The 24,348-nt window shown below is 56.1% G+C and carries 19 protein-coding genes and 1 pseudogene; 10 read left to right on the forward strand and 10 right to left on the reverse strand.

Annotation, left to right across the window (positions count from 1 at the left end; genetic code table 11):
• Positions 1–23 precede the first annotated feature (23 nt).
• Entirely contained in the window at positions 24–1,454 is a 1,431-nt protein-coding gene (locus tag ACSOSI_RS03235; protein WP_476706543.1) for a sugar porter family MFS transporter, read from the reverse strand.
• Positions 1,455–1,659: 205 nt separating this feature from the next.
• The gene (locus tag ACSOSI_RS03240; protein WP_012005162.1) at positions 1,660–2,391 is read right to left on the reverse strand and encodes a FadR/GntR family transcriptional regulator; all 732 of its coding nucleotides are present in this window, start codon (positions 2,389–2,391) and stop codon (positions 1,660–1,662) included.
• Positions 2,392–2,711: 320 nt separating this feature from the next.
• Here ACSOSI_RS03240 and dapB point away from each other — a divergent pair, with 320 nt between their 5' ends.
• The 5 genes from dapB to kefC all read left to right on the forward strand — a co-directional run bounded on the left by dapB (position 2,712) and on the right by kefC (position 10,976).
• Entirely contained in the window at positions 2,712–3,533 is an 822-nt protein-coding gene (gene dapB / locus ACSOSI_RS03245; RefSeq protein WP_476706544.1) for a 4-hydroxy-tetrahydrodipicolinate reductase, read from the forward strand.
• Between the two features lie 470 nt (positions 3,534–4,003).
• Positions 4,004–5,152, forward strand: coding sequence for a glutamine-hydrolyzing carbamoyl-phosphate synthase small subunit (gene carA, locus ACSOSI_RS03250; protein ID WP_261138868.1), 1,149 nt, complete (start codon positions 4,004–4,006; stop codon positions 5,150–5,152).
• A gap of 15 nt (positions 5,153–5,167) precedes the next feature.
• On the forward strand, positions 5,168–8,392 hold the full coding sequence (gene carB / locus ACSOSI_RS03255; protein WP_012005165.1) for a carbamoyl-phosphate synthase large subunit: 3,225 nt from the start codon (positions 5,168–5,170) through the stop codon (positions 8,390–8,392).
• Between the two features lie 180 nt (positions 8,393–8,572).
• On the forward strand, positions 8,573–9,130 hold the full coding sequence (gene kefF, locus ACSOSI_RS03260) for a glutathione-regulated potassium-efflux system oxidoreductase KefF (protein ID WP_261422240.1): 558 nt from the start codon (positions 8,573–8,575) through the stop codon (positions 9,128–9,130).
• A complete protein-coding gene (gene kefC, locus ACSOSI_RS03265; RefSeq protein ID WP_012005167.1) occupies positions 9,123–10,976 on the forward strand; it encodes a glutathione-regulated potassium-efflux system protein KefC in 1,854 nt (617 codons plus the stop codon). Before kefF ends, kefC begins: the two co-directional genes overlap by 8 nt.
• Before the next feature lie 43 nt (positions 10,977–11,019).
• Here the strand turns inward: kefC and ACSOSI_RS03270 are convergent, their stop codons facing one another.
• Positions 11,020–11,634 (reverse strand): LysE family translocator, encoded by a 615-nt coding sequence (locus ACSOSI_RS03270; RefSeq protein WP_017891576.1) that lies wholly within the window; start codon positions 11,632–11,634, stop codon positions 11,020–11,022.
• Between the two features lie 128 nt (positions 11,635–11,762).
• Between ACSOSI_RS03270 and ACSOSI_RS03275 the strand changes: the two genes are divergently transcribed.
• The 4 genes from ACSOSI_RS03275 (at position 11,763) to ACSOSI_RS03290 (ending at position 15,733) form a co-directional block, all read left to right on the forward strand.
• Positions 11,763–12,563: a threonine/serine exporter family protein gene (locus tag ACSOSI_RS03275; protein ID WP_012005169.1), complete on the forward strand. Its 801-nt coding sequence runs from the start codon at positions 11,763–11,765 to the stop codon at positions 12,561–12,563.
• Complete coding sequence (locus ACSOSI_RS03280) at positions 12,560–13,024, forward strand: threonine/serine exporter (protein WP_017891577.1); 465 nt, start codon at positions 12,560–12,562, stop codon at positions 13,022–13,024. The genes ACSOSI_RS03275 and ACSOSI_RS03280 overlap by 4 nt, the downstream gene beginning before the upstream one ends.
• A 143-nt stretch (positions 13,025–13,167) precedes the next feature.
• On the forward strand, positions 13,168–13,650 hold the full coding sequence (folA, locus tag ACSOSI_RS03285) for a type 3 dihydrofolate reductase (RefSeq protein ID WP_012005171.1): 483 nt from the start codon (positions 13,168–13,170) through the stop codon (positions 13,648–13,650).
• Between the two features lie 193 nt (positions 13,651–13,843).
• Positions 13,844–15,733, forward strand: a complete 1,890-nt coding sequence (locus ACSOSI_RS03290) for a PhoX family protein (RefSeq protein ID WP_012005172.1) — start codon at positions 13,844–13,846, stop codon at positions 15,731–15,733.
• Between the two features lie 87 nt (positions 15,734–15,820).
• On the opposite strand, the pseudogene apaH reads toward ACSOSI_RS03290, so the two are convergent.
• From apaH to lptD, 6 genes and pseudogenes are all read right to left on the reverse strand, one after another.
• Positions 15,821–16,624 (reverse strand): annotated as a pseudogene (gene apaH, locus ACSOSI_RS03295) (bis(5'-nucleosyl)-tetraphosphatase (symmetrical) ApaH); the annotation flags it as partial.
• A gap of 2 nt (positions 16,625–16,626) precedes the next feature.
• Positions 16,627–17,004: a Co2+/Mg2+ efflux protein ApaG gene (apaG, locus tag ACSOSI_RS03300; protein ID WP_012005174.1), complete on the reverse strand. Its 378-nt coding sequence runs from the start codon at positions 17,002–17,004 to the stop codon at positions 16,627–16,629.
• A 12-nt stretch (positions 17,005–17,016) separates the two neighbouring features.
• Positions 17,017–17,835, reverse strand: coding sequence for a 16S rRNA (adenine(1518)-N(6)/adenine(1519)-N(6))-dimethyltransferase RsmA (gene rsmA, locus ACSOSI_RS03305; protein WP_012005175.1), 819 nt, complete (start codon positions 17,833–17,835; stop codon positions 17,017–17,019).
• Positions 17,828–18,820 (reverse strand): 4-hydroxythreonine-4-phosphate dehydrogenase PdxA, encoded by a 993-nt coding sequence (gene pdxA / locus ACSOSI_RS03310; RefSeq protein WP_017891579.1) that lies wholly within the window; start codon positions 18,818–18,820, stop codon positions 17,828–17,830. Before pdxA ends, rsmA begins: the two co-directional genes overlap by 8 nt.
• Positions 18,807–20,105 carry a peptidylprolyl isomerase SurA gene (gene surA, locus ACSOSI_RS03315; protein ID WP_012005177.1) on the reverse strand — a complete coding sequence of 433 codons (1,299 nt, stop codon included), beginning with the start codon at positions 20,103–20,105 and terminating at the stop codon, positions 18,807–18,809. Before surA ends, pdxA begins: the two co-directional genes overlap by 14 nt.
• A gap of 65 nt (positions 20,106–20,170) precedes the next feature.
• The gene (gene lptD, locus ACSOSI_RS03320; protein WP_261277666.1) at positions 20,171–22,534 is read right to left on the reverse strand and encodes an LPS assembly protein LptD; all 2,364 of its coding nucleotides are present in this window, start codon (positions 22,532–22,534) and stop codon (positions 20,171–20,173) included.
• Positions 22,535–22,762: 228 nt separating this feature from the next.
• Here lptD and djlA point away from each other — a divergent pair, with 228 nt between their 5' ends.
• The gene (gene djlA, locus ACSOSI_RS03325; RefSeq protein ID WP_017891582.1) at positions 22,763–23,584 is read left to right on the forward strand and encodes a co-chaperone DjlA; all 822 of its coding nucleotides are present in this window, start codon (positions 22,763–22,765) and stop codon (positions 23,582–23,584) included.
• Positions 23,585–23,641: 57 nt separating this feature from the next.
• On the opposite strand, the gene rluA is transcribed toward djlA, so the two are convergent.
• Complete coding sequence (gene rluA, locus ACSOSI_RS03330; RefSeq protein WP_012005180.1) at positions 23,642–24,292, reverse strand: bifunctional tRNA pseudouridine(32) synthase/23S rRNA pseudouridine(746) synthase RluA; 651 nt, start codon at positions 24,290–24,292, stop codon at positions 23,642–23,644.
• Between the last annotated feature and the right edge of the window lie 56 nt (positions 24,293–24,348).

Here is a 24,348-nt window from a genome sequence, read left to right on the forward strand (position 1 = left end):
GTTCCTCAGATTTATTAGTCGGGTTATACCGGCGTATTCAAGGAGCGAACATCAGCCTTCGGCTGCGGTGATTTGCCGATGTGGCGCAGGGCAACACCGTTCATCAGGTTTTTTTCGATGTGTTCAAGCGAGATATTCTTGGTTTCTGGCACCAGCCATAACGTCAGCAAGATACAGAACAGGTTGAGCCCAGCGTAAAGCCAGAAAGTGCTGGCACTGCCGACGGTGTCGATCAGTGTCAGGAAGGTAGCGCCGATGATCATATTGGCCATCCAGTTGGCCATGGTGGAGCAGGTAACGCCAAAATCGCGTCCGGCCAGCGGCTGGATCTCGGAGCACAATACCCAAATCAAGGGGCCTGCACTCATGGCAAAGCCGGTGATGAAAATCAGCAGCACCATAACCGCTGCGTATTGTTCTGCTGGATTGCTGATGCCGGTGTGGAACATATAACCCAGGGTGCCCATGCAAATGGCCATCACACCGAAACCCAGCTTGAGCATTGGCTTGCGTCCCCAACGATCGACCAGCGCGATAGCGATAAAGGTAGCCAGCACGTTGGTCAACCCGGCGATCACGGTGCACCACATTTGTTCGCTGGTGGTGGAGAAGCCGGCGATTTCAAAGATCTTCGGTGCGTAGTACATGATTATCGTCATGCCGGTGAACTGCTGCATAAATTGCAGCAAGATGCCAAGACAGGTGGAACGGCGGAAGTTGGCATTGTGGCGAAACAGTTGCCAGCCGCGTTGCTTCATTTGCAGACTTTCACGGATTTGGTCCAGTTCCACGCGGGCTTCATCATCCGAGTTACGTAGCAGCATGAGCACCTTTGAGGCCAGCTCGCTGCGGCCTTTCATGGCTAACCAGCGCGGACTTTCCGGCAGCGTCACCACGCCAATAAACAGGATGATGGCGGGGAATGTGATAATACCCAGCATCCAGCGCCAGTGACCTCCGGCGCTGAAGGCGGTGTCAGACAGGAAGGCCGCCAGAATGCCGATAGTAATCATCAATTGATAAAGCGAGATCATGCTGCCGCGAATTCGTTCCGGGGCGATTTCCGACAGGTACAGTGGTGCAGTGAACGACGCTACGCCGACGGCTAAACCCAGAATAAAGCGCGAAATAACCAACACTTCGAGATTAAGGGTAATGGCGCAACCGACAGAGCCGACGACAAACAACACGGCGCTCAACAACAGGCTTTTTTTACGGCCAAGGCGGGAAGACATCGGCCCGCTGCCCAGTGCCCCGAGTGCGGCACCGAGCATCATAATGCTGACCACGATTTCCTGCTGTTGGCTGGACAGGCTGAATTCGTGGGCCAGGAACGGCAATGCACCGGCGATTACCCCCATATCCAGGCCAAACAGCAGCCCTGCTAAGGCGGCGAGAAAGCAAACCTGCAGGGTTTGCCGGTTAGTTTTGGCGGGAACAGCGATTTTTTTCATAACAACACCTTTTTATTCAATGCGTTATATTTTTATGCGGAAAGCGCTGGCACCGAACTGTCGGTGAAGCCCGCCCCAGAAGTAAGCCGTTCAGTTATTATTCATTCAGGTAATACAAAACTATCAATCTTGTAATACAAGAATGCTAGAGCCAAAAGCACTCGGGAACTGTGAGATTGATCGAAATTACAGCAAAGGAGGGTTTTTAGAGGATATGAGCGAACATTTCCGGCTGTTTATGCCAATTATTCTTTCTGGCCGCGTTGAGCAGAATGACACGCATGCATTGGCGCGCATTTTCCACCTGCTTGAAGCGAATAGCCTCCAGCAGCTGTTGGTGTTCTTCTACGGCTTTTTGGGCCAGGCGTACGTCCTCTTCCAGCGTTTGCTGAAAAGAGAGGGCCATTGCGGCGGACAGCGCACTGCCTAATGAATGTAAAAAGGGGTTATGGCTGGCCCCCAGTAAAGCGAGATGAAATGCCATATCGCCCTGTTCGAACAGTTCGCGGCTGGCTTGTTGCTGCCCTTGCGCCATCAACTTGCAGGCATCTTCGAGCGCCGCCAAATCATGACCGGTGGCATTAACCGCCGCCAGCGCGGCGATATTGGGTTCAAAGATCAAACGAGTGACCATTAGCTGTTCAATCAACAACGGATCGAGGCTGTCTTCTGCCAGCCAGGCCAGAACATCGGTATCCAAAAAGCTCCACTGCTGGCGTGAGTTAACCGTACTGCGCTTCTTGGCCTGGATGGAAATCAGCCCTTTTGCGGCCAGCACCTGCAAGGCATTGCGTACCGAGGTACGTGAAACCTCGTACTGCTGTGCCAGCTCATTTTCCCCCGGCAACGACAGCCCGGGCGGCAAATCGCCTCTGATGATGCGGCGTGCCAAATCTTGCGTCAGGGTTTCCGATAGGGTCGTGGGTGCGGTTTTCATCCGTGGCTCTCAGGCAATAAAGCGGCAGTTACGCCATATACTAAGCTAAGCGGCTGATTGGTGGTACCCATGCCGGTTTTAGTGAATGAAATGAGGGTTTTTTCCTGCGATGTTTAGCCATTGAAATTGCATGATTATGTACAATCGGCAACAGACACTTTTAGGTCAATTGTTAACCCATTGACAGCATTGCTGATGAAATACGAGAGATATCATAATTTTCTAATTATGAAATGAATCCTCTGGCGGTGATAGGGCGAGGCAGTTACCCTGAACCGATAGCCTAATGGGATAGGCGTCAAATCAACAAGAGAGCAAGTATGACTGATTCATTAATCCGCATCGCGGTTGCGGGTTCCGGCGGCCGTATGGGCCGTCAATTGATCCAGGCGGTACAGCAGGCACCGGGCGTGGTGCTGGGGGCAGCGATATCGCGGCCAGGTTCAAGCCTGATCGGTACCGACGCCGGTGAACTGGCGGGCGTTGGCGCACTGGGTGTGACCGTTAGCGACAGTCTGGAAAAGGTGGTCGATGATTTCGATATTCTGATCGACTTCACCCGCCCGGAAAGCACCCTGGCCTATCTGGCTTTCTGCGTCGAGCATAAAAAAGCCATGGTGATTGGCACTACCGGCTTTGATGACGCCGGTAAAGACGCCATCCGTGCCGCCGGGCAGCAGATTGGGATCGTCTTTGCCGCCAACTTCAGCGTCGGCGTCAATCTGGTGCTGAAACTGTTGGAAAAAGCCGCTAAGGTGATGGGCGACTATACCGATATCGAGATTATTGAAGCGCACCATCGCCATAAAGTGGATGCCCCTTCGGGCACGGCGTTGGCAATGGGTGAGGCTATCGCTGGCGCATTGGGGCGCGATCTTAAAGAGTGCGCGGTGTATGCGCGTGAAGGTTATACCGGTGAACGCGATCCGAAGAGCATTGGCTTTGCCACTGTTCGTGCAGGCGATATCGTGGGTGAGCATACCGCCATGTTTGCCGACATTGGCGAGCGGGTTGAGATCACCCATAAAGCCTCCAGCCGGATGACTTTTGCCAGCGGGGCGGTACGGGCGGCATCATGGTTGCATAACCGTGATAAAGGGCTGTTTGATATGCGAGATGTGCTCAATTTAGACCAATTATAATTGATTTATATACCATCGTGATGTGGTTGTATTGATCATAATGCTATGATTAATGGACAATAATTTTATTGTCCTTTTTTTTAACACATAAAACATGAGTTATGCGATTATTTATTTTTGTAGTGGCTGTTTTTGTGTGTTTTCATATGTTTTTTAACCGGGATCTCTTGATGGTGATGTTTTTTGCCCTGAATTTTGCCTTCATCATCGCGCTTTTTTGTCATTCATCCCCGCAACCGTTTACCAACCCGAGTTTAGCGGTGTTTTTATGGCTGCTAACCCTATTAAACGTCGAGAAGTGCAAAAATAAGAGAAAAAATGGCGCTTTGGGTAGACAAGCGGAGCTCTCATCATTAGAATGCGCCCAATTTGCCAAAAATTGACCTTGAGGGCGGTTTTTGCATTGATTTAGATCGCGATATCTGAATTAATATGCAAATATTGTGATTGATTATTCCTTGGAGGGTGTTTTGATTAAGTCAGCGCTATTGGTTCTCGAAGACGGAACCCAATTCCACGGTCGGGCCATCGGGGCAGAGGGTACGGCAGTAGGAGAAGTGGTCTTCAATACGTCGATGACCGGTTATCAAGAAATCCTCACTGATCCTTCCTACTCCCGCCAGATCGTTACTCTTACTTATCCTCATATCGGCAATGTCGGCACCAATGCTGCTGACGAAGAATCCTCCGCAGTACACGCCCAAGGCCTTGTCATTCGCGACCTCCCACTGATTGCCAGCAACTACCGCAACGAAGAAGGCCTGTCTGACTACCTGAAGCGTCATAACATCGTGGCGATCGCCGATATTGATACCCGCAAGCTGACCCGTCTGCTGCGTGAGAAGGGTGCACAGAACGGCTGCATCATTGCTGCCGATACCCCGGATGCAGCCCTGGCCTTGGCCAAGGCCAAAGGTTTCCCGGGCCTGAAAGGCATGGATCTGGCGAAAGAAGTGACCACCCAGGAAGCTTACAGCTGGCAGCAAGGCAGCTGGCGGCTTGAAGGCGAACTGCCGGAAGCCAAAGCGGCCTCCGAGCTGCCATTCCACGTAGTGGCTTATGACTTCGGCGCCAAGCGCAACATCCTGCGTATGCTGGTGGATCGCGGCTGCCGCCTGACGGTAGTGCCGGCACAGACCCCGGCAGATGAAGTGTTGAAGATGGCTCCGGACGGCATTTTCCTGTCCAACGGCCCGGGTGACCCGGAGCCTTGTGATTACGCCATCACCGCCATCAAGCAGTTCCTGGAAACCGACATTCCGGTGTTTGGCATCTGCCTCGGCCACCAGTTGTTGGCACTGGCCAGCGGCGCGAAAACCGTGAAGATGAAGCTCGGCCACCACGGCGGCAACCACCCGGTAAAAGACCTGGATAAGGACTGCGTCATGATCACCGCGCAGAACCATGGTTTTGCCGTGGACGAAAATAACCTGCCGGCGGAACTGCGCGTAACGCACAAATCCTTGTTTGACCACACGGTGCAGGGCATTCACCGCACCGACAAAGCGGCGTTCAGCTTCCAGGGCCATCCGGAAGCCAGCCCGGGCCCACACGATGCCGCGCCGCTGTTCGATCACTTTATCGAACTGATCGAGACTTACCGTTCTAACGCCAAATAATCAGGAGCAGTAAAAATGCCAAAACGTACAGACATAAAAAGCATCCTGATCCTCGGCGCTGGCCCGATTGTTATCGGCCAGGCGTGTGAGTTCGACTACTCGGGTGCTCAGGCGTGTAAAGCGCTGCGCGAAGAGGGTTACCGCGTTATTTTGGTGAACTCCAACCCGGCTACCATCATGACTGACCCGGAAATGGCCGATGCGACCTACATCGAGCCGATTCACTGGAAAGTAGTACGCAAAATCATCGAAAAAGAGCGCCCGGATGCCGTGCTGCCGACCATGGGCGGCCAGACCGCACTGAACTGTGCGCTGGAGCTGGAACGTCAGGGCGTGCTGGCCGAATTTGGCGTGACCATGATTGGCGCCACCGCTGACGCGATCGATAAAGCCGAAGACCGTCGCCGTTTCGACGTGGCGATGAAAAAAATCGGCCTGGACACCGCGCGCTCCGGTATCGCGCACAATATGGAAGAAGCGCTGGCGGTTGCCGCTGACGTTGGCTTCCCGTGCATCATCCGTCCTTCCTTTACCATGGGCGGCAGCGGCGGCGGCATCGCCTATAACCGCGAAGAGTTCGAAGAGATCTGCGAACGCGGTCTGGACTTGTCACCGACCAAAGAGTTGCTGATTGACGAGTCGCTGATTGGCTGGAAAGAGTACGAGATGGAGGTGGTGCGCGATAAGAATGATAACTGCATCATCGTCTGCTCGATTGAAAACTTCGACGCCATGGGCATCCATACCGGTGACTCCATCACCGTGGCCCCGGCGCAGACGTTGACCGACAAAGAATACCAAATCATGCGTAACGCCTCGATGGCGGTGCTGCGTGAAATCGGCGTGGAAACCGGCGGCTCCAACGTGCAGTTCTCGGTTAACCCGAAAACCGGCCGCCTGATCGTTATCGAAATGAACCCGCGCGTGTCCCGCTCTTCGGCGCTGGCATCGAAAGCCACCGGCTTCCCGATTGCCAAAATCGCCGCCAAGCTGGCGGTGGGTTACACCCTCGACGAACTGATGAACGATATCACCGGTGGCCGTACGCCGGCCTCGTTTGAACCGTCCATCGACTACGTGGTAACCAAAATTCCTCGTTTCAACTTCGAGAAATTTGCCGGCGCCAACGACCGTCTGACCACCCAAATGAAATCCGTCGGCGAAGTGATGGCGATTGGCCGCACCCAGCAAGAGTCGCTGCAAAAAGCGCTGCGCGGTCTGGAAGTGGGCGCCACCGGTTTTGACCCTAAAGTGAGCCTGGACGACCCGGAAGCGCTGACCAAAATTCGCCGCGAGCTGAAAGATGCCGGCTCTGACCGCATCTGGTACATCGCCGATGCCTTCCGCGCCGGCCTGTCGGTGGACGGCGTATTCAACCTGACCAACGTCGACCGCTGGTTCCTGGTGCAGATTGAGGAGCTGGTGCGCCTGGAAGAGCAGGTGGCCGAAACCGGCATTAACGGTTTAACGCAAGAATTCCTGCGCACCCTGAAGCGTAAAGGCTTCGCCGATGCGCGTCTGGCTACCCTGGCCGGCGTTGCCGAAAGCGAAATCCGCAAGCTGCGCCACGGTTATGGGCTGCACCCGGTGTACAAGCGTGTGGATACCTGCGCGGCGGAATTCGCCACCGACACCGCTTACATGTACTCCACCTATGAAGAAGAGTGCGAGTCTAATCCGACCAACGACCGTCCGAAAATCATGGTGTTGGGCGGTGGTCCGAACCGTATCGGCCAGGGCATCGAGTTCGACTACTGCTGCGTACACGCCTCGCTGGCGCTGCGCGAAGACGGTTACGAGACCATTATGGTCAACTGTAACCCGGAAACCGTGTCAACCGACTACGACACCTCCGACCGTCTGTACTTCGAGCCGGTCACGCTGGAAGACGTGCTGGAAATCGTGCGTATCGAGAAGCCGAAAGGCGTGATCGTGCAGTACGGTGGTCAGACCCCGCTGAAGCTGGCGCGTGAGCTGGAAGCCGCAGGCGTGCCGATTATCGGTACCAGCCCGGATGCGATTGACCGTGCGGAAGACCGCGAGCGTTTCCAACAGGCGGTACAGCGTCTTGGCCTGAAACAGCCGGCCAACGCCACCGTCGCCACCATCGAACAGGCGGTAGAGAAAGCGGCCGGTATCGGTTACCCGCTGGTGGTTCGTCCTTCCTACGTACTGGGCGGCCGCGCGATGGAAATCGTCTACGACGACATCGACCTGCGCCGTTACTTCCAGAACGCGGTCAGCGTCTCTAACGACGCGCCAGTGCTGCTGGACCGCTTCCTGGATGACGCGGTAGAAGTCGACGTCGATGCGATTTGCGACGGCGAGCGGGTGCTGATTGGCGGCATCATGGAACACATCGAACAGGCGGGCGTGCATTCCGGTGACTCCGCTTGCTCACTGCCGGCCTACACCCTGAGCAAAGAGATCCAGGACGTGATGCGTCAGCAGGTTGAGAAACTGGCGTTCGAGCTGCAGGTTCGTGGTCTGATGAACGTGCAGTTTGCGGTGAAGAACAACGAAGTCTACCTGATTGAAGTCAACCCACGTGCCGCGCGTACCGTGCCATTCGTCTCCAAGGCAACCGGCGTCCAGTTGGCCAAGGTGGCGGCACGCGTGATGGCAGGCAAAACGCTGGCCGAGCAGGGCGTAACGGAAGAAGTTATCCCGCCTTACTACTCGGTAAAAGAAGTGGTGTTGCCGTTCAACAAGTTCCCGGGCGTCGACCCGATTTTAGGGCCGGAAATGCGCTCTACCGGGGAAGTGATGGGCGTTGGCCGCACCTTCGCAGAAGCCTTCTCCAAGGCGATGCTCGGCAGCCAGTCAGGCATGAAGAAACAGGGCCGTGCACTGCTGTCGGTACGTGAAGGCGATAAAGCCCGGGTGGTGGATCTGGCGGCAAGCCTGCTGAAACAGGGCTTTGAACTGGATGCGACCCACGGGACCGCCGTGGTGCTGGGCGAAGCGGGGATTAACCCGCGCCTGGTCAACAAGGTGCATGAAGGCCGTCCGCACATTCAGGACCGTATCAAGAATGGCGAGTACACCTACATCGTAAACACCACGGCCGGTCGTCAGGCGATTGAGGACTCCAAGCTGATTCGCCGCAGTGCGCTGCAGTACAAGGTGCATTACGACACTACCCTGAACGGCGGCTTCGCCACCGCGATGGCGCTGAAGGCTGACCCGACTGAACAGGTCACTTCGGTGCAGGAGATGCACGCACGCATCGGTAAGTAATCTCTCCAGGCCGTAACATCGGGGCGCTGCAGTTCAATGCAGCGCCCTTTTTTTATCTCCTTCAGCCAATTTGTTGTCTCGCGTTAAAAATTTCCGCTATCAATCATTCAGCAAACTGTCACTCTGTGTGATTGGTATATGCTTGATATATTGGCAAGGAACGAAGGAACGACGACAACCATGATCCTGATAATTTACGCTCACCCCTATCCTCGGCATTCTCATGCCAACCACCGTCTGTTGCAGGCGGTCAAGGATCTTCCCGAGGTGGAAGTCCGTTCGCTGTATGAGCTGTATCCCGATTTCAATATCGACATCAACGCCGAACAGCAAGCGCTGGAGCGTGCCGACCTGGTGGTGCTGCAGCATCCGATGCAGTGGTACAGCCAACCGCCGTTGCTGAAACTGTGGATCGACAAAGTGCTGGAGCACGGTTGGGCCTACGGCCATGAAGGCGATGCCCTGGTAGGCAAAGATGTCCTGTGGGCGGTAACCAGCGGTGGCGATGAGCATCATTTCGAACTGGGCGATTACCCGAATTTTGCCGCCCTGGGGCAACCGCTGCAGGCCACGGCGCTGTATTGTGGGATGAACTGGCAGCCGTATTTTGCGGTGCATAATACTTTTACCTGCAATGAACCGGCGCTGATTGCCGCCGGAGAAGCCTACCGGCGGCGGCTGGTGGATTACCTGATGGAACACAGTGAACCGGCGGAGCAGGGAGTCGAGCATGGATAATCACCATATGATGATTGAGGGGCTGATCTATCTGGGATCGGCCGCGCTGTTCGTGCCGATCGCGGTGCGGCTGGGGTTGGGCTCGGTACTGGGTTATCTGATCGCCGGCTGTATTATTGGTCCCTGGGGGCTGAAACTGGTCTCTGATGCCGAGTCGATCCTCACCTTTGCCGAGATTGGCGTGGTGCTGATGCTGTTTATCATCGGGCTGGAGCTGGATCCGAAACGGCTGTGGACACTGCGTGCTTCGGTGTTTGGCGGCGGCATTATCCAGATGGCGGCCTGCGGGTTGGCATTGAGCGCCTTTTGTTATTTCCTCGGGCTGGACTGGAAGGTGGCATTGCTGATTGGCCTGACGCTGGCTCTGTCCTCCACCGCCATTGCCATGCAGGCGATGAGTGAACGTAACCTGACACCCTCACCGATTGGTCGCAGCGCGTTTGCGGCCTTGTTATTCCAGGATATTGCGGCGATCCCGCTGGTGGCGATGATCCCATTGTTGGCCAGCAGCGGCGCCGTCACCACGTTAGCGACCTTCGCCCTGTCGGCGGCCAAGGTCGTCGGCGCGCTGGTGATTGTGGTGCTGCTCGGCCGCTATGTGACCCGGCCACTGCTGCACTTTGTCGCCCGCTCCGGCATGCGCGAAGTCTTTAGCGCCGTGGCGCTGTTCCTGGTGTTTGGCTTTGGCATCCTGCTGGAAATGGCCGGGCTGTCGATGGCCATGGGCGCTTTCCTTGCCGGGGTGATGCTGGCGAGCTCCGAATACCGTCATGCATTGGAAAGTGATATTCAGCCGTTCAAGGGCCTACTGCTCGGGCTGTTCTTTATCGGTGTTGGCATGTCGATCGACTTCGGCACCCTGTTCCATCATCCGCTGTTGATTGCCTCGCTGCTGTTGGGCTTTATGCTGATCAAGGCGGCGCTGTTGTGGTTGATTGCTCCCTGGCTCGGCGTACCGAAACGCCAGCGCGGCATGTTTGCCATTTTATTAGGTCAGGGCAGTGAGTTTGCCTTCGTGATCTTCGGGGCCGCGCAGCTGGCCGGGGTGTTGCCGCCGGAGTGGGCCAAATCACTGACGCTGGCGGTGGCCTTGTCGATGGCGGTGACGCCGCTGTTGCTGGTGGTGGCTGCAAGGATTGAGAAAAACGCGCCGAAAGACGAGCGTCCGGCGGATGAAATCGATGATGAGAATGCCAGTGTGATCATTGCCGGATTTGGTCGTTTTGGCCAGATCGCCGGCCGTTTGCTGTTGGCCAATGGTGTGCATACCGTGGTACTGGATCACGATCCGGACCATATTGAAACGCTGCGCAAATTCGATACCAAGGTGTTTTATGGTGATGCCACCCGCGCCGATCTGCTGGAGGCCGCAGGCGCCGAGCACGCCAAGGTACTGATCAATGCTATCGATGATGTGGAGGCTAATCTGCAATTGACTGAGTTGGCCAAGCGGCATTTCCCACACCTGAAGGTGGTGGCGCGCGCACGCGATGTTGACCACTGGTATCAGTTGCGCCAGTTAGGGGTGGAAAGTCCGGAGCGTGAAACCTTTGAAAGCTCGCTGCGCATCGGTCGCGAAACGCTGGAACTGTTGGGGTTGGATGCTTACGAGGCACGTGAAAAAGCGGATACCTTCCGGCGCTACAACCTGAAAATGCTCGAGGAAACGCTGGAGAATTATCAGGATACCGAATTCCGTCTCGCGGGTCTGCAACGGGCCAAAGAGATGCTCAGTGCGGCTATCGAGCAGGATCAGAATCGGTTGGCACGGGTACAGCAGAGTGGCTGGCGTGGCAGTATTGACGGCAAGGCACCAGAGGATGAGGTAGTGGAAGCCAAGGGGTAAACCCGATGGGCGCAGCACGGTGCTGCGCCCCATTCTAGAAGAGTTAGCTCAGTGCGACTTTGATGCCCAGGGCAATCAACATGCCGCCCAGCAATTTATCAACTATCTTCTGGGTCTTTTCCAGCCCGCGACGCACCGGGCCACTTTGGATCAGGAACACCAGCACCGGCCACCACAGGACGGACAGGCCAAGGATAATCCCCGCATACCACAGTTTTTCACCCAACCCGGAGTCGATCTGCAATACCTGAGTGAATACCGCCAGGAAGAACAGCGTGGCCTTCGGATTGAGCAGATTACACAGATAGCCCTGCACAAAGGCACTTTTCAGACTCACCTGCTGCTGTGGAACATTACTGACGTTCATTTTACTACCGCCGCGTGACAACAGCGCCTGAATGCCAATCCAGACCAGATAGACCGCACCGGCGTATTTCAGCACGTTGAACAGCCATGGGGTGGTGGTGATCACTACCGCCAATCCGGCAACGCAGTAAGACATATGGGTCGCGACGCCGCAGATCACGCCGAAAGCGGTCATCATGGCGGCCAGGCGCGGGTAGCGGGCGGCATTCTTGATCACCATGAAAAAATCCGGGCCGGGCGACAGCATACCCAGGGTAGCAATACCGGCAACGAACAGCGAAGTTTCAAGCATGATTTGACTCTCTGCACAAAAGGCCTAATTGCGCTGATAATAACGCCACTTCCCCTGATACGCATCAACCCAATGAGGTAATGTGTAGCACTATGATGAATATTCACTCACGGACGTGACGGAGCATAATGCATCAGGCAACCCCGACAGAAACGCCGGAGCTGAACCGGCAACAGCGTGAAATCACTCGTCTGTGTATTCAATGTGCCTTGCTGTTGTTACAGCACGGCGCCGAAAGCACGGTGGTGGAGCAGTTATCGACCCGTTTGGGGCTGGCGCTGGGGATGGACAGCGTGGAAAGCTCTATCTCGGCCAATGCGGTGGTGCTGACGACAATCAGTCACGGCGAATGCCTGACGACGACGCGCAAGAACGTCGATCGCGGCATCAATATGCAGATGGTGACCGAGGTACAGCATATCGTTATTTTGGCGGAACACCGGCTGGCGGACGCGCACGACGTGGCCCGACGCTTCGAGAAAATTCGCCCGCTGCGCTATCCGCGCTGGCTGGTGGTGCTGATGGTGGCACTGTCCTGCGGCTGCTTTAGCGTGTTGAACGGCGGCGATCAGAAGGCGTTCGCCGTGACCTTTATCGCCAGTGGTCTGGCGATGAGCGTGCGCCAAATGCTGACCGCGCGCCACATGAATCCACTGATCAACTTTTGCCTGACGGCGTTTGTCGCCACCTCGGTTTCCGGCCTGTTGCTGCGGCTGCCGATGTTCAGCGAAACCTCCACCGTAGCGATGGCTGCCAGCGTGCTGTTGCTGGTGCCGGGCTTTCCGCTGATTAACGCGGTTGCGGACATGTTCAAAGGCCACATCAATACCGGGCTGGCGCGTTGGGCGATGGCCAGCCTGCTGACGCTGGCGACCTGCATTGGCGTGGTGATGGCGATGTCGCTGTGGGATCTGCGGGGGTGGTCATGAATCTGCTTTGGGCTTTGCTGCAGGACATGCTGCTGGCGGCGGTACCGGCGTTGGGTTTTGCCATGGTATTCAACGTCCCGGTGCGCGCGCTGCGTTATTGTGCGCTGCTTGGCGCAGTAGGCCACGGTTCACGCATGCTGATGATGCACGCAGGAATGAACATCGAATGGGCCACGTTTTTGGCGGCGATTTTGATCGGCATGATCGGCATTTACTGGTCGCGCTGGCTGCTGGCACACCCGAAGGTGTTTACCGTGGCGGCAGTGATCCCGATGTTCCCGGGCATTTCGGCCTATACCGCGATGATCTCGGTGGTGGAAATTTCGCATTTGGGTTACAGCGAGGCGCTGATGGCCACCCTGATGAGCAACCTCCTCAAGGCCTGTTTTATCGTCGGCGCGTTATCGATCGGGCTGTCGTTACCCGGGTTGTGGCTGTACCGGAAACGCCCTGGCGTTTAAGCGTGACCAAGCCGGTAAAATTGATTATTAGATATACTGATAAGAGCTATCTTATATATTCATATTGCTTGATTAGCCTATCGACGGCAGTTGGGGCTTTACGTATAGTGTGAGCAATTTTGCTGCCTACACAGGGTTTAACAATGATTATCAGCCTGATCGCTGCCTTGGCGGCGGATCGCGTTATTGGCATGGAAAACGCCATGCCGTGGCACCTGCCGGCGGACTTAGCGTGGTTTAAACGTAACACGCTGAATAAACCGGTGATTATGGGCCGTAAAACTTTCGAGTCGATTGGTCGTCCATTACCGGGCCGCCATAACATCGTGTTAAGCAGCCGCGCCGGCACCGATGCCGGGGTGACCTGGGCCACGTCTATCGACGAAGCGCTGGCCGCTGCCGGGGATGTGGAAGAAGTGATGGTGATCGGCGGTGGGCGTATCTACAGCCAATTCCTGGCGCGCGCCAATCGCATGTATCTGACGCATATCGATGCCGAAGTCGGTGGCGACGCCCATTTCCCTGACTATGAGCCGGATGAATGGGAAACGTCGTTCAGCGAGTTCCACGATGCTGACGAAGTGAATTCTCACAGCTATTGCTTCGAGATTTTAGAACACCGTTAATTCCCGGGCGTTAGTTGTATCTTCCTGAGGGCGCAAGAGATTGCGCCCTTTGTCGTTTCTGCGGCAAACCTCCGCCGACTTCTGATTGTAACATTTTCGTCACACTTCCTGATTAGTATGAAGCCCAACTCTGAGCGCCCGGCAACTCTGGTGAATCTTGACTGCGGCGCCATTTAAAAAAGGAAGCAATGCAATGACGAGCAAAATTGAGCCATTAGATGCCGACCGCCTGACCGATCCCACCCGTCGTAAACTGCTGCTGGGCAGCGCCGGAGCCGTAGGCCTGGCCGGTTTCCTCGGCGGCGGCATCTGGACGGTTTCCGCCGAAGCACTGGCCGAGGATTTACCGCCGAACAAGCTGCTGGGTTTCAAAGGCATTGCGGCCTCCACGGCCGATGAGGTGGTGATTGCACCGGGGTACCGCGCCGAGGTGCTGATCTCCTGGGGCGAGCCGCTGGTAGAGGGCGCTGCCGCTTTTGATCCACAGGGGAACAACAGTGCCGCCGACCAGGAAAAACAGTTCGGCGACAACAACGATGGTATGAGCTTCTTCCCGATTGATGATAATCACGGCGTGATGGCCATCAACAATGAATATGTTAACGAGCAGTATCTGTTTGCCCATGGCGGCAGCAAAGCCACCAGTCTGGAAGATGTGCGTAAATCGCAGGCCGCGCACGGTGTTTCTATCGTGGCAGTGAAGCGCGCCGGTGACAGCCAGCGTTGGGAAGTAGAGCGTCCGTCGCGCTATAACCGTCGTATTACGGCCAACACCGAAATGCAGTTCAGCGGCCCGGCCGCCGGTCATGCATTGCTGCAAACGGCAGCCGATCCGACCGGGCGCAAGGTCCTGGGCACCTTCGGCAACTGTGCCAACGGTAAAACGCCCTGGGGGACTTATCTGACCTGCGAAGAGAACTTCGATACCTATTTCGGCACCCATCAGGCCGACTATAAGACCACGGCGGATCAAAAGCGCTATACGCTAAAAGTCAGCGAACCGGAGCGCAATTGGCCGGATTACGACGAGCGTTTTGACGTCGCGAAGAATCCGAATGAATTTAACCGCCATGGCTGGATCGTCGAAATCGACCCGATGAATCCAACTTCGACGCCAATCAAACATACGGCGCTGGGCCGATTCAAACATGAAAATGCCGCGGTAACCGTTGCCAAGGATGGTCGCCTGGTGGTTTACATGGGTGACGATGAGCGCGGTGAGCACATTTACAAATACGTTTCCAAAGGTGTGGTGGACGTGGCTAACCCGGCCAATAACCGTAGTTTGCTGGACGAAGGCACGCTGTATGTGGCGCAGTTTGACGGTGATGCCGGCGGTACGCCGTTGAAAGGCACCGGCCGCTGGATTGCCCTGGAGTTCGGCAAAAATGGCCTGACGCCGGAAAACGGTTTCCGTGATGAGGCCGAAGTGTTGATCTTCGCCCGCAAGGCCGCGGCACAGGTGGGCGCCACCAAAATGGACCGTCCGGAATGGATCGCGGTCAACCCGCATGATGGTCGTGCCTACTGCACACTGACCAACAACAGCAAGCGCGGCGAAGAAGGCATGCCATTGAACGCGGCTAACCCGCGCCCGAACAATGTCTATGGCCAGATTATCCGTTGGGATGAGGGCGGCGATGCTACGGCGGCGTCATTCACCTGGGATATTTATGCGCTGTGCGGCAACCCGATTGCGCATCCGGAAGGGGTGAACCGCGGTACGCCAAATATCACGGCAGACAATACCTTTAACAGCCCGGACGGGTTGGGCTTTGATAAGTCCGGTCGCCTGTGGATCCTCACCGACGGTAAATACAGTAACAAGGGCGATTATGCCGGGCAGGGGAACAACCAGATGCTGGTGGGCGATCCACTCAGTGGCGAGATCCGCCGCTTTATGGTTGGGCCAAAGTCGTGTGAGCTGACCGGGATTACCTTCACGCCGGATTACAAGACGATGTTCGTCAACGTTCAGCATCCGGGGGAAGAAGGAGACTCTCATTTCCCGAACAATAGTCCGCGTCCGCGCTCGTCAGTATTGATGATTACGCGTGAAGACGGTGGAGTGATTGGGGCTTAAGAAGAAAACAGCGGGGCGGTATTGACCGCCCCGGCTTGATTATGACGCGGCCTGTTGGTGCACGCCGTCCAGCAAATCCCGGCGATTGGCAGGTTGGGTAAAGTACTGTTGGTCTTCCCAGCGCAGCATGGTCAGATCGCCTCCCCAGCAGCAGCCGGTATCGAGGCCAATAACGCCTGCCGGTGTACCTCTGCCTTCCAGTGATGCCCAGTGACCAAAGATAATGGTGTAATCGGCATCGACCAATCGTGGCAACTCAAACCAGGGTTTGAGCGGCGCAGGCGCGGTGCCTGGCGCATCTTTGCAGATCATGTCGAGCTGGCCATTCGGGAAGCAGTAACGCATGCGCGTCAGGGCATTGGTGCTGAAACGCAAGCGCGCCAGCCCACTCAGCTCCGGGCTCCAGTTGTTCGGCATATCGCCGTACATGGCATCGAGGAACAGTGGGTAGCTGTCGCTGCTCAGTACCGCTTCCACTTCACGGGCGCACAGTTGCGCGGTTTCAATGTCCCACTGCGGCGTGATACCGGCATGTGCCATCACCAGCTTGAGTTGTTCATCTACCTGCAATACCGGTTGGCGGCGCAGCCAGTTGATCAACTCGTCGGCGTCCGGGGCTTCCAACAGCGGGGTGATGCGGTCTTTGGGCTTGTTGCGGCTGATACCGGCGTAGACCGCCAGCAGGTGCAGGTCGTGGTTGCCCAACACCATGCGTACCGCAGGGCCGAGTGAACGCACGTAGCGCAATACATCCAGTGAACCAGGGCCGCGGGCGACCAGATCGCCGGTCAGCCACAGCTGGTCTTGCTGAGGATCGAAAGCCACCTGGGCCAATAGCGATTTCAGTTCATCAAAACAGCCATGAACGTCGCCGATAAGATATGTCGACATAATTAGTGAATCAGCGTTGGGATAGCTAAGCGGAACACCGGAATAGCGGTCTGGAACGGCTGACCCTGATGATCAACCATTTCGTAATGGCCTTCCATGGTACCCAATGGCGTTTCAAGGATCGCGCCGCTGGTGTATTGGAATTCTCCACCGGGCGGGATAAGCGGCTGTTCGCCGACGACGCCTTCGCCCTGAACTTCGGTCTGACGGCCATTGCTGTTGGTGATCAGCCAGTAGCGGCCCAGCAGTTGCACATTGAAACGCCCCAAATTGCGGATGGTGATGGTATAAGCGAAGACGTAACGTTCTTCCTCAGGTATCGACTGTGATTCCACATAGACACTTTGTACCTGAATACATACGCGGGGCGAATCAATCATGACCACTACTCCTTATTGCTGCGGCGCGGGATTGGCTGAAAGCCAGTTGGCCAGCTTACAGTATTGCGCCACAGAAATATTCTCTGCTCTCAGTATCGGATCGATACCCAACTCCGTCAGTTGCTCTGGGGTGAACAGGTCGCCCAGGCTGTTACGGACGGTTTTCCGGCGTTGGTTGAACGCCTGAGTGGTGATACGGCTCAGCATCCGCACGTCGCCTACCGGGTTCGGGTTCACCAGGTGTGGCACCAGACGTACCACGGCGGAATCCACTTTCGGTGCCGGGGTGAAGGAGGTCGGTGGCACTTCCAGCACCGGAATAACGTTGCAGTAGTACTGCGCCATTACGGTCAAACGCCCGTAGGCCTTGCTGTTCGGGCCGGCAACCAGGCGGTTAACCACTTCTTTCTGCAACATAAAGTGCATGTCGCGAATGGCCTGAGTATAGCTGAAAAGGTGGAACATCAGCGGCGTCGAAATGTTATACGGCAGGTTACCAAACACGCGCAGCGGCTGGCCAGCCTGTTCGGCCATTTCGGCAAAGTTCACCGTCATGGCATCTTGCTGGTGAATGGTCAGTTTGTCTTTCAGCTGTGGGTGGTTCGCCAGGCGGGCCGCCAAATCGCGGTCCAGCTCAATCACCGTCATGCGATCCATGCGTGCGCCGACCGGCTCGGTCAGTGCGCCCAGGCCGGGACCGATTTCAACCACCGCTTCACCCGGCATCGGGTGAATGGCGGAGACAATGCTGTCGATGACAAACTGATCGGTTAAAAAGTTCTGTCCAAAGCGTTTGCGGGCAAAGTGCCCTTGGTGGACTTTATTATTCATTACAATTAATTATCATTTTAATGGCGAGATTCAAGGCCGTTTTAAAACTGCCTGCATCGGCGGTGCCGGTGCCGGCCAGTTCCAAAGCGGTACCGTGGTCGACCGAGGTACGGATAAAAGGCAAACCGAGGGTAATATTTACCGCCCGGCCGAACCCTTGGTATTTTAGCACCGGCAGACCCTGATCGTGATACATCGCCAGCACCGCATCGGCATGTTGCAGATACTTGGGCTGGAACAGGGTGTCTGCCGGCAGTGGGCCGATCAGAGTGATACCTTCAGCACGCAGCGCGTCGAGCGCCGGGATGATGGTATCTATCTCTTCACGTCCCATATGGCCGCCTTCCCCGGCATGCGGGTTCAAGCCACAGACGTAGATCTGCGGTTGGGCGAGGCCAAATTTGGTTTTCAGGTCGTGGTCGAGAATGCGGATGACTTCATGCAGGCTTTGCCGGGTGATAGCGCCAGGCACCGCCAGTAAGGGCAGGTGGGTGGTCGCTAGCGCCACGCGCAGCTCTTCGGTCGCCAACATCATCACCACGCGATCGCAACCGCTGCGATCGGCAAAGAATTCGGTATGGCCAATGAACGGCACGCCGGCGTCGTTGATGACGCCCTTGTTCACCGGGCCGGTGATCAGCGCGGCGAATTCACCGTTCAGACAACCGTCACAGGCACGCGCCAAGGTTTCTACCACGTAGGCACTGTTACCTACGTTCAACTCACCCGCTACTACCGGATGAGCGGTAGCGACCGGCAACACCGTCAAGGTACCCGCCCGCTGCGGCTGAGCAGGTTGCTGTGGCTGATAGGTGCGCAGTTGCAGCGGCAGGTCTAACTGCCGGGCGCGTTCAAGCAACAAGGCCGGATCCGCGCACACCACCAGTTCAACAGGCCAATCCTGTTGCGCCAGCGCTGCCACCAAATCCGGCCCAACCCCGGCAGGCTCGCCGGGGGTGATTACGATGCGATTATTGTTGTGCATTACCGTCAAGGATCTTCACGTAGGCCTGAGCACGTTGTTCCTGCATCCAGGTCTGCGCTTCTTCAGCAAACTTGCGGTTGAACAGCATGCGGTAAGCGCGATCTTTCTGCGCCGCATCGGTTTTGTCTACCTGACGCGTATCCAGCAACTGAATCAGGTGCCAGCCGAAGGAAGAATGCACCGGTTGGCTGACTTCGCCTTTACTCAGCTTCATCAACGCGTCACGGAAGGCCGGATCGTAGATGTCTGGAGAAGCCCAGCCCAGATCGCCGCCCTGCAATGCAGAACCTGGATCCTGAGAAAGCTGTTTTGCTTCGTCAGCAAACTTGGCGCGGCCGCTCTTGATGGCTTCGGCCACCTCTTGCAACTTGGCACGTGCCTGATCGTCAGTCAGCACCACAGAAGGTTTCAGCAGAATGTGACGAGCGTGAACCTCGGTAACAGACACCGACTGGTTGGCCCCACGGATATCATTCACTTTCAGGATGTGGAAGCCGACGCCGGAGCGGATTGGCCCAACCACATCGCCTTTTTTGGCGTTAACCAGTCTTTCGGCGAACAGGGTCGGGATCTCCTGCAGTTTGCCCCAGCCCATGTTGCCGCCTTTCAGCGCCTGGGAGTCGGCAGAGTAGGAGATTGCCAGCTTGCCGAAGTCGGCGCCGCCGTTGATTTCACCCATCAGTTTTTTTGCCAGCGCTTCCGCGTCGTCTACCTGCGCCTGCGACGGGTTTTCCGGCAGCGGGATCAGGATGTGGCTGATGTTCATTTCGGTATCGCTGCCGTTCTGGGCGCCAACCTGAGCGGCCAGTGAGTCCACTTCCTGCGGCAGGATAGTGACGCGGCGGCGCACTTCATTGTTACGCACCTCAGAAATCAGCATTTCCTTGCGGATCTGCGAACGGTAGGTGTTGTAGTTCAGGCCTTCATACGCCAGACGGCTGCGCATCTGATCGATGCTCATTTTGTTCTGTGCGGCGATGTTGCCGATGGCTTTGTCCAGATCGGCGTCAGAAACGTTGATCCCCATTTTCTTGGCCATCTGCAGCTGGATGTTATCCATAATCAGACGCTCAAGGATCTGGTGACGAAGCGTTTTGTCATCCGGCAATTGCTGGCCGGCCTGCTGTGCATTGAGTTTTACCGACTGCAACAGGGTGCTTACGTCGCTCTCAAGGACCACGCCGTTATCCACGACGGCGGCGACTTTATCCACTTCTTGGGGTGCTGCGAACGCGGTATTGGCACAAACCACCAATCCGAGAATAAGCGTTCTCCAGTTCTTCATACATTTCCCATTATGTAATCCGCAAATGCGGGTTAAAGTTCTCGTTTTCAAAGTGTTACAAAGCATCAAAATGCACGCTGGTAAGGCAGGATGCCGCCACGCAACATTTCTGCGGAGCCCAGACTGTGATCGCTGCTCAGGCCACGCAGTTCGACGTTGAACGAAACTTTGTTGTCATAAACGCTGGTATTGTTGCTGCCATTCCAGTCGGTGATCTTACGCTCATAGCCCAAGGTCACTGCCCAGCAGCAGGTGTTGTACTTAACACCGAGCAACTGATCGGCGGACTGCTTGGCACGGGTGTCGTAGTAATAAGCCCCAACGACGGCCCAACGATCGGCGATTGGCCAACTGCCGGTGACGCCCACCTGCGAAATACCGTCCTGATAGGCCGGAACCTGCGTGGTGTTCAGTGCCGTTTCAATATACTCCGGCGTGGCGTAACGGTAGTTCAACTGCAGGACGCGTTCAGAATCCTGACGGTATTCCAGTACGCCGTTGCCCAATGAAACGCTATTAAGGCGCGTGTCATACTGCAGGCCGCCACGCAGGCCCCAACGATCGTCAATCTTCCAATAGGTGTCACCGGCCCAGGCCAGGCTGCCGGTATCATCATTGTTATCGTAACCCGTGGTTTGGTCACCGGTACGGGAACGGCTGAAGTAGTAGATTTGACCCACGGAAGCGTTAAAACGTTCAACCAGAGCGTCATCATAAATTCGCGTGGTCAAACCGGTTGAAACACGGTTCTGTGAAGCGATGCGATCCAGGCCGCTGTAAGTACGGTCACGGAACAGACCGGAGTAGTCGGTTTGCAGCAGCGTGGTGTCGTAGGTGTAGATGTTGCTCTGGTCGCGATACGGCACATACAGGTACTGCATGCGCGGTTCCAGGGTCTGGGTATAGCCTTCGGACCAGTCCATTGGACGGTCGAACACCATCTTGCCGTCGACCTTGAACTGCGGCAACACGCGGTTGACCGAGTCTTCAAGACCTGGCGCATTGTTACCGGTACGGCTCTTGTAGTTGGCGGCAAAACCGTCAGGAATATCCTGCTGATAGTGGGTCGCCAGCAGTTTGGCCTCGGTGTTCAGACTGCCCCAGCCGTTGGTCAGCGGCAGGCTCAGCGTCGGTTCCATATGCAGACGAGTGGCGTCCGGGCTGTATGGGTTGACGCTGATGAACTTGGCCGCCTGGCCGTAGATGCGGAAATCGAACGGGCCGAGATCGTCTTTATAGTAGTTCAGGTCCAGCTGTGGCTGAACTTTATAAGAGTCAGAACGGCTGCGGTCAGTATCGTCGTAGATCTGGAACTGCTTGGAGCTTAACGTCGCGTCCCAGTTATCGATGGCGTAGCCGAGGCTGAATTTCTGCGTCGCATAACCGTCGGTGGTAGAGCCGTATTTGGAGTCCAGATCGGTAAAGTATTTGGAATCGCTGACCTTGGTGTAGTCGACATTGAAGCGCCACACCTGGTCCATCACCCCATTGTGATTCCAGTAGAACAACCAACGTTTACTGTCGTCAGGGTTGTCCTTGCTGTATTCCTTATCGTTCGGCAACCAGTCGAACTCCATCAGGCCCAGGCCCGGCTGCACCAGATAGCGGAATTCGTTCTGCAACTGCAGGCCGCGTCGGGACATGTAGTGCGGTGTGATGGTGGCGTCGAAGTTCGGCGCAATGTTCCAGTAATACGGCAGCATAAATTCAAAGCCATTGCTGCTGCCATATTTTGCGTTCGGGATCAGGAAACCGGAGCGACGTTTATCACCGACCGGCAATTGCAGGTACGGGCTGTAGAACACCGGCACGCCGCCAATTTTAAAGCGGGCGTTCCAGATTTCCGCCACCTGCTCTTCGCGGTCGTGGATCACTTCGGTACCGACCACGCTCCAGCTGTCGTCGCCGGGCAGACAGGAGGTAAAGGTGCCGTTTTCCAAAATGGTATAACGGTTGGCGCCGCGCATCTTCATCTTGTCGGCATCGCCACGCCCCTGACGGCCTACCATCTGGTAGTCACCCTCATAGACGTCGGTATCTTTGTTGTTCAGGTTCGACCAGGCTTTCGGGCCTTTCAGCTTGATCTGATTGTCGCTGTAGTGCACGTCACCGGTAGCGGTCACGGTGCGCACCGGATCGGTCTGCCCCGGATTTTGCGTCTGGTTCAGTTCCACCTGTTTGGCGGTCAGGGTGCTGTTGCCTTGTTCAATATTCACGTTACCGGTGAACAGCGCACTTTTCGGATAGTCCGCGCGGGAGTCATCGGCGTGAATGGTGACGGGCAGGCTGTTGGGATCGCCGCTGACCAGCGGTTTATCATAAACAGGAACGCCAAGCATGCATTGCTCAGCAAGGTCAGCCAGAGCGTGCTGGCTGTAGAGTGCCGTCCAAATCAGTGTGGCCAGCAGTGTTGGGAAACTTTTTTTCATACGCGGTTTTGGTGTTCCGTCATCAGAGGCGTCATGTCCGGCAAACGGTCAGAGACTATATTACTCATCTGCGTTGCGCTAGTGTTAAATCCGGCCGTTTACTTGCGTCGTCGATAGGCGCAAAGATAAATGACAGGTATGATAATCCAAATCCTGAGAAAAATCGCCTTAACCCTTACCTAAGACGGAAGGGAGCAGTCGGCTTTCGGCATGATAATTGAGGAGTATATGCAGTATTGGGGAAAACTGCTCGGGGTCATCGTGGCCGTTTGGGCTGGCGCGGGATTCTGGGGTGTAGTTTTGGGGCTGATTGTCGGTCATATGATCGATACTGCGCGCAGCAATAAGCGTAGCCGGGGCTTTTTCTCCGGCCAGCAAACGCGGCAAACTCTGTTTTTCCGCACCACTTTTCAGGTGATGGGTCACCTGACTAAATCAAAAGGACGCGTTACCGAGGCGGATATTCAGATCGCCAGCCTGTTTATGGATCGTCTGCAACTGCACGGAGAAGCTCGAACCGCGGCGCAGCAGGCATTTCGTGAAGGCAAACAGAGCCAGTTTCCGCTGAGAGAAACGCTGCAGCAGTTCCGCAGCATTTGTTTCGGCCGTTTTGACCTGATTCGGATGTTTCTGGAAATTCAAATCCAGGCGGCATTCGCCGACGGTTCGCTGCACCCGAACGAGCGGCAAGTGCTGTATGTGATTGCTGAAGAACTGGGTATTTCGCGTGCGCAGTTCGATCAATTCCTCAGCATGATGGAAGGCGGGCGCCAGTTTGGCGGCGGTCAGCAGGGCGGTTATTCGCACGGCGGTTTCCAGCAGGCGCAACGTGGGCCAACGCTGGATGATGCTTGCAAAGTGCTGGGTGTCAGCAGTAGCGACGATGCCACCACCATCAAGCGCGCTTACCGCAAGCTGATGAGCGAGCACCATCCGGACAAGCTGGTGGCGAAAGGTTTACCGCCACAAATGATGGAAATGGCCAAGCAGAAAGCGCAGGAAATTCAGGCAGCATACGACCTGATCAAGCGTGAGAAAGGCTTCAAGTAAGTCTGATCCTGAATGCCGGATAAGGGCCCAGCATGCTGGGCCCGTCTTTAATCCCACTCAGAAATCCGGCTCGGCGCGAAAGTGCATGGGGGTCTGGAACGCCGGGTGGGTAATACGCAGTTCCTGGGCATGCAGCTGTAACCTGGGCGCCATGGCTTTGACTTCTGGCGGGGCGTAGAAACCGTCACCGAGAATTGGGTGGCCCAGCGCCAGCATATGCACGCGTAACTGATGCGAGCGGCCGGTAATCGGCATGAGTTTTACCCGCGTGCTGCCATCGGCGTCGCGTGACAGCACCAGATACTCGGTTTGCGCCGCTTTGCCCGTCTCGAAACACACCTTCTGCAACGGCCGGTTCGGCCAGTCACAAATCAGCGGTAAATCCACCAGGCCTTCATCGTGCTCCAGATGGCCCGATACACGGGCGATGTAAGATTTCTTCGGCTCGCGATCGCGGAACTGGCGTTTAAGCTCACGCTCTGCCGCCTTGTTCAGCGCCACCACAATCACACCGCTGGTCGCCATATCCAGGCGATGCACCGATTCTGCCGCTGGGTGATCCGCCAGGATGCGCGTCATCAGGCTGTCTTTATTTTCCGGGGCGCGGCCGGGTACCGACAACAGGCCACTCGGTTTGTTGACCACCATAATGTGCTCATCCTGATACAGAATATGCATCGGGCCTTGCGGGGGATTGTAGGGTTCCATCTAATTGGCTCCGCTGAAAGTGACAACAGGGGAACCGAAGTTCCCCTGTGCGCAGG

The organism is Serratia sp. AR11 (assembly GCF_056376275.1).